The following is a 6,026-nucleotide window of genomic DNA, read 5'->3' on the forward strand; positions in this document are numbered from 1 at the left end:
GCTGACTTCTCAGGGCCTTGTAGAGCGTAGGAAGCGCCGCGTCACGGTCGCAGGCGATCCCCGCATCCGCGCAGACTGCAAGCAAATAACCGTGTAGGGCAGTGTGCACCCGATCAACGCAGCTGGTCGCGCCGGAGGAAAGAATCAGCGCTTCAGCGTCCGCAATCGCGCGACTGACAACCGCGCTCGTGATCCGAGGCGCGGGGCCAGCAACGGGCGCGGCACCCTCCAGGCGGCGGATCATCGCGCGGATCTCCTCCTGCAATTCCGCTGTCCGGCTTTCGGGCCCGTGGCCGATGGGGAATCGGTCAAGCACTCCGTTCAGTATCTTCGCTTGGTCTGCGGAAGAGGCGGTCGAAAGGATCTGAATGAATCGCTCGCGCGTAGTGCCGAGGAACGCGTTAGGGTCAATGTCCAGCCCACAAGCCTCCGGATAGCATTCGGCATGGGTCCGATAGCTGAAATCACCCAGATACCCACCCGAGACACCGATGTATCGGTTTACCACCCGCGTGATCTCTGGTCTGGTCAGTTGAGACAAGATAAGTCTATCGTGAAGGTGGAGGGGATCACAGATTGTGAGTGAGCACAGGTGTCCCGTCGCACTTTGTGTTCAGTGCACAGACTTCCGGCCAACTCCCCAGCCTCTCGCGCCGGTCTCGTCGCAGTACAACGGGCACAACGAAACCCGAAGCTGTCTCGTCCGCCTCAACGACTAACCACGCGGCTGTAAGCCAACCGGCCCCGCAGCGCCGAGGGCAGGGGGGCCGGTAGTTCTGCCGAGCGAAACCGCGCTTTCCTCAGCCGCCGTGCGACGTCGCGGGCTGCCGGATGGGGATGTCGCGACTGCCCTTGAGGATCGCCTTCTTCACCTCGCCGATCGCCTTCGTGATGCGGATCTCGCGCGGGCAGGCCTCAGTGCAGTTGAAGATGGTGCGGCAGCGCCACACCCCTTCACGGTCGTTCAGGATGACCAGCCGCTCACCCGGTTCGTGTCGCGCGAGTCGAAGATAAAACGGTGCGCGCTCATGATGGCCGCGCCCACAAGTTCTCGTCGGCCCAAACTGGCGCGCGCGAGGAGCCTGCACTCGCCGTTCACTCCTGCGGCGGAAGGATTCCGTGCCGACTGTCGCCTGCGACACATTAGCCTGGATCTCACCCGACCCATCTGCTCTGATGAGGCGAGATGTAGCCACCGCTCGAAGATGCGGTTGGATCCTCGTCGTCCTCGGGCGGCTCCGGTATAAATTCAGAAGCGGCAACTGCGAGAACAAACAGGATAGTGCCCGACATAAGCAGCTTACGGGTAGTTCGGAACCGGGAGGGCTTTTCGTCCTCCAGATCCAAGGCTCGAAACAAGGCCAGCATAAGGAGCACAATGCTAGCGACTAGTGGAGGACCGTCAATCCAGTCGTACCTCGTGAACTCACCGGGACCAGTGAAGTAGAAGCGTGCATAAGCTAAGGCTATGCTGAGAAGGAACGTAGCTGCGGTGACCATCCCTTGACGATATCCATTGGGAAGGCGCGATTGTATTTCAGATTCTAGCTCTACCTGAGCACCAGTGTGGCCTACCTGTTCAACTGGCGGATCGACACGTGGCGTGTTCTCATCCATATCCAATACCTGTAAGCCAAGAAGAAATACGGGCATCTCTGCGGATTAACTACTCCGCTCAGCACTTCCCGCCGAACTGTTATACAGTGGACGATATTCCGGCCAGCGGCACCGCTGGAGCGGGCTGGCGAGTGCGAACGTTAAGCGTACGCAAATCGCTCGCGCGCATCCTCATGTGCGGGGCGCTCGCTAGCCTTCCGCAGATGTTGTACCTGAGGTGACGAAATAGCGCTGTTGTCGCGCCGGTTCTTGCGCATCAACGTGCACGGGACTCCATTGCCGTCCGCCCCCTTTCTAGTGAATAGGTTCCGAGTGCCCGGCCCAAGCTCCTCGGCCAAGTTCGGCAGGCCGCACGCCTGAAGACCGAGCGGATTACACAAAGCGGGGTCGCTGCCGGTAGCCAACCCGGCCCCGCGGCCTCGCCGCGGGGCCGGTCACTTTTGGATGGACGTAACGCCTTACTCAGCCGTGCGAGGTCGCCGGCTGGCGGATGGGGATGTCGCGGCTGCCCTTGAGGATCGCCTTCTTCACCTCGCCGATCGCCTTGGTGATGCGGATCTCGCGGGGGCAGGCCTCGGTGCAGTTGAAGATGGTGCGGCAGCGCCACACCCCCTCGCGGTCGTTCAGAATGTCCAGGCGCTCGCCCGAGTTCGTGTCGCGCGAGTCGAAGATGAAGCGGTGCGCGTTCACGATGGCCGCCGGGCCCACGAAGTTCTCGTCGGCCCAGAAGCTGGGGCAGCTGGTGGTGCAGGCCGCGCACAGGATGCACTTGGTGGTGTCGTCGAACTTTTCGCGGTCGTCCACCGATTGCAGGCGCTCGCGGCCCGTGGAAGGTACCGGCGAGTCGTTGATCAGGAACGGCAGCACGGAGCGGTACTGGGCGAAGAAGGGCTCCATGTCGACCACCATGTCCTTGATCACGCGAAAGCCCATCAGCGGCTCGATGGTCACGTGCTCGCCCACGTCGCGGATCAGCACCTTGCAGGCAAGGCGGTTCACGCCGTTGATGCGCATGGCGTCGGACCCGCAGATGCCGTGGGCGCAGCTGCGCCGGTAGGTGAGCGAGCCGTCCTCGTACCACTTCACCTGGTTCAGCGCGTCGAGCACGCGGTCCGTGGGATCGGCCGTCACCGTGTACTCGCGGTACACCGGCTTCTCGTCGACGTCCGGGTTGAAGCGGAACAGGCGCAGCGTGATCCGCTTGCCCGTCGCGAGCTTCGCCGCCGCCTTGCCGCCCCCGCCGGCACTGGGCTTGATCGTCTTCGGCGCCGCCATCAGTACACCCTCTCCTTGGGCTGGAACTGGGTGATGGTCACCGGCTTGTAGGTGATGTCCATCTCCCCGTCACGCTGCGTGACGAACGTGTGCTTCAGCCAGTTGGCGTCGTCGCGCGTCTCGTAGTCTTCGCGCATGTGCGCGCCGCGGCTCTCGGTGCGGTTCAGCGCGGAAAGCGCCGTCACCTCGGCCAGGTCCAGCAGGTTGGCGAGCTCCCACGCCTCGAGCAGGTCGGTGTTGAAGCGCGTTCCCTTGTCGCTCACCGACACGCCCTTGAAGCGCTCCTTGAGCTCGCGCACCTTGGCCAGGGCGTTCGCCATCCCTTCGCCGGTGCGGTAGATGCCCACGTCGTCCTGCATCACGTCCTGCATCTCGTCGCGCAGGCGCGCCGCCGGCTCGCCGCCGCCCTTTACGCCCAGCAGCCGGTCCAGCTGCTCGCGCGCGAACGCCTCGGGGTTCTTGGGCAGCGGAGGCAGGTCGGCCGTCGTGCAGAACTCGGCCATGGCCAGCCCGCCGCGGCGCCCGAACACCACCAGGTCCAGCAGCGAGTTGGTGCCCAGCCGGTTGGCGCCGTGTACGGAAACGCACGCCGTCTCGCCCGCGGCGTACATCCCGGGGAGCACGGTGTTGTTCACGTCGCGCACCACGCGGCAGTTGGCATCCGTGGGAATGCCGCCCATGGCGTAGTGCGCCGTGGGCTGAATGGGCATGGGCTCCTTCACCGGGTCGATGCCCAGGTAGGTGCGGCAGAAGTCAGCGATGTCGGGAAGCTTGTTCTCGATCACGTCGGCGCCCAGGTGCGTGGCGTCGAGGTAGACCATCTTCTTGCCGTTGATCCCCCGCCCCTCGCGGATCTCCTTGCTGATGGCGCGCGACACCACGTCGCGCGACGCCAGGTCCTTCATGGTGGGCGCGTAGCGCTCCATGAAGCGCTCGCCATGGTCGTTGCGCAGGATGCCGCCCTCGCCGCGCACGCCCTCGGTAATCAGGATCCCCAGGCGGTAGATGCCCGTGGGGTGGAACTGGTAGAACTCCATGTCTTCCAGCGGGATGCCCCGCCGGAGCGCGATGGCCACGCCGTCACCCGTGTTGGCGTGCGCGTTCGAAGTAATCGACCACACGCGCCCGAAGCCGCCCGTGGCGAACTCCACGGCCTTGGCGTGAAAGATGTGAAGGTCGCCCGTCGCCACCTCGTACGCGATGCACCCGCAGCAGCGCCCGTCGTCGGCCAGGATCACGTCCATCACCTGGAACTCGTCGAAGAACTCTACGCCGCCCTTGATGCAGTTCTGGTAGAGCGTCTGCAGGATCATGTGCCCCGTGCGGTCCGCCGCGTAGCAGCTGCGGCGCACCGGGCCCTGCCCGAAGTGGTGCGTGTGCCCGCCGAAGGGGCGCTGGGCGATCTTGCCGTCCGGCGTGCGGCTGAACGGGAGCCCCATGTGCTCCAGCTCGATGATCACCGGGATGGCCTCCTCGCACATCGCGGCGATGGCGTCCTGGTCGCCCAGGTAGTCGGAGCCCTTCACGGTGTCGAAGGCGTGCCACTCCGGGTGGTCCTCTTCCAGGTTGGCCAGCGCGGCGCACACCCCGCCCTGCGCGGCGCCCGTATGGCTGCGCGTCGGATACAGCTTGCTGATGACGGCCGTGCGCAGCCCGGGGGTGCGCGACAGGTAGATGGCCGACATCATTCCCGCGCCGCCACCCCCCACCACCAGCGCGTCGTACGTATGAGTGTGGATCATCGGCGCGCCGCGGCGGAAAAGTCGTAGGTCATCAGGGCGAAGATCCCCCAGGCCAGGGACAGCAGGACCACGCCGTACACCACCGCCTTGACGATCTTGCGCGTCTCGGGCTTGCGTACGTAGTCCTCGATGGAGTAGCGCGCACCATTGAGCCCGTGCAGCAGGGCAAAGGCGGCCAGCGCCACGTTGTAAAGGCGCCACAGCGGCTGGTTCCAGCGCTCCAGCACCAGGTCGGCGCTCAGGTGCTCCACCCCCACGACGATGTTCCACCAGTACAGGTGGTACAGCGCCATGAAGAGCAGGAGAATCCCCGAAATGCGCATGAACACCCAGCTGTACAGCTCGAACTTGCCCTTCTTCTGCATCTGCGGCTGGTCGTAGCCGCCGCCGGGCCGCGGCGCGCCGCGCCCGCCCTCCGCCGGCACCTCGTCGATCGTCGTGCTCATCGCGGCGCCTCCATGCTCACCGGCGCCACGGCGGGCGCGGCCTGCGCCTCGTATCCCCCGCCCTGCTGCATCTGCCGCTGGCGGTGCCGCTCGGCGCCCGGCTCCTCACGAAGCCCGAAGAGCGGAGCCAGCATGATGTAGGCGACGGGGAGGATGAACAGCGCCGTCAGCCCCAGCGCGCCGAAGGCCAGCCGCCGCTGGTGAAGCATGGCGATGGGCCAGAAGTCCTGGATGATGATGCGCGTGCCGTTCAGCGCGTGGTACAGGACCGAGAAGAAGATGATGAGCTCCGCCACCCGGAAGAGCGGGCTGCGGTAGATGTCGAGGGTGTGGTCGTAGAAGTCCGGCCAGTACACCACCGCCGCCGTGTCGGCGACGTGGATGATCAGGAACGCCAGGATGCCCAGCCCCGTCACGCGGTGCAGGAGCCAGGTCCACATCCCGGTGCTCCCCTTGTAGCGGAGCCCCTGGGCCAGGGAGCGGTTCCGGAAGTCGGTTGCCATGTGCAGGTACTCCGTATCGGGTTCCCAACGGCCGCCGCGCCGCGCCCCAGGAGGAGCGCGGCGCGGCGGCGCGCGGTGGATCAGACCTTGGCGCCCAGCACGCGCATGGGCTCGCGGACGGCCTCGGCGCTCTTTTCCAGCGCGGCGCGCTCCTCGTCGGTCAGCGTCACCTCCAGCACCTGCTCCAGCCCGGTGCGGCCCAGCTTGCAGGGCACGCCCAGGAACAGGCCGTTCATCCCGTACTCGCCCTGCAGGAACGCCGCGCAGGGAAGGATGCGCTTCTTGTCCTTGACGATGGCCTCGGCCATCTGCACCGCGCCCGACGAGGGCGCGTAGTAGGCCGAGCCGGTCTTCAGGTACTTGACGATTTCGGCGCCGCCGTTGCGCGCGCGGTCCACGATGGCGTCCAGCTTGTCGCGGTCGATCAGCTGCGTGATCGGGAT

At 65.6% G+C, this 6,026-nt stretch carries 5 protein-coding genes and 2 pseudogenes; all 7 read right to left on the bottom strand.

Going from position 1 to position 6,026, the window contains the following annotated elements:
* A partial coding sequence (locus tag VIB55_RS00785; protein ID WP_331874754.1) for a hypothetical protein occupies nucleotides 1–508 on the bottom strand: 508 nt, incomplete at its 3' end.
* 292 nt (nucleotides 509–800) lie between these two features.
* Nucleotides 801–1,039: pseudogene (locus tag VIB55_RS00790) on the bottom strand (hypothetical protein); the annotation flags it as partial.
* A 1,040-nt stretch (nucleotides 1,040–2,079) separates the two neighbouring features.
* Nucleotides 2,080–2,892: a succinate dehydrogenase iron-sulfur subunit gene (locus VIB55_RS00795; protein ID WP_331874756.1), complete on the bottom strand. Its 813-nt coding sequence runs from the start codon at nucleotides 2,890–2,892 to the stop codon at nucleotides 2,080–2,082.
* Nucleotides 2,892–4,634, bottom strand: coding sequence for a succinate dehydrogenase flavoprotein subunit (gene sdhA / locus VIB55_RS00800; protein ID WP_331874757.1), 1,743 nt, complete (start codon nucleotides 4,632–4,634; stop codon nucleotides 2,892–2,894). Before sdhA ends, VIB55_RS00795 begins: the two co-directional genes overlap by 1 nt.
* Nucleotides 4,631–5,080 (bottom strand): hypothetical protein, encoded by a 450-nt coding sequence (locus VIB55_RS00805; RefSeq protein WP_331874758.1) that lies wholly within the window; start codon nucleotides 5,078–5,080, stop codon nucleotides 4,631–4,633. Before VIB55_RS00805 ends, sdhA begins: the two co-directional genes overlap by 4 nt.
* Nucleotides 5,077–5,583, bottom strand: a complete 507-nt coding sequence (gene sdhC, locus VIB55_RS00810; protein WP_331874759.1) for a succinate dehydrogenase, cytochrome b556 subunit — start codon at nucleotides 5,581–5,583, stop codon at nucleotides 5,077–5,079. The genes VIB55_RS00805 and sdhC overlap by 4 nt, the downstream gene beginning before the upstream one ends.
* A gap of 80 nt (nucleotides 5,584–5,663) precedes the next feature.
* Nucleotides 5,664–6,026, bottom strand: a pseudogene (locus tag VIB55_RS00815) (malate dehydrogenase); the annotation flags it as partial.

The sequence above is a fragment of the Longimicrobium sp. genome, from assembly GCF_036554565.1.
GTDB lineage: Bacteria > Gemmatimonadota > Gemmatimonadetes > Longimicrobiales > Longimicrobiaceae > Longimicrobium.

Coding starts and splice junctions, on each gene's coding strand:
- sdhA (WP_331874757.1), bottom strand. CDS start 4,634: ATGATCCACACTCATACGTACGACGCGCTGGTGGTGGGGGGTGGCGGC.
- VIB55_RS00795 (WP_331874756.1), bottom strand. CDS start 2,892: ATGGCGGCGCCGAAGACGATCAAGCCCAGTGCCGGCGGGGGCGGCAAG.
- sdhC (WP_331874759.1), bottom strand. CDS start 5,583: ATGGCAACCGACTTCCGGAACCGCTCCCTGGCCCAGGGGCTCCGCTAC.
- VIB55_RS00805 (WP_331874758.1), bottom strand. CDS start 5,080: ATGAGCACGACGATCGACGAGGTGCCGGCGGAGGGCGGGCGCGGCGCG.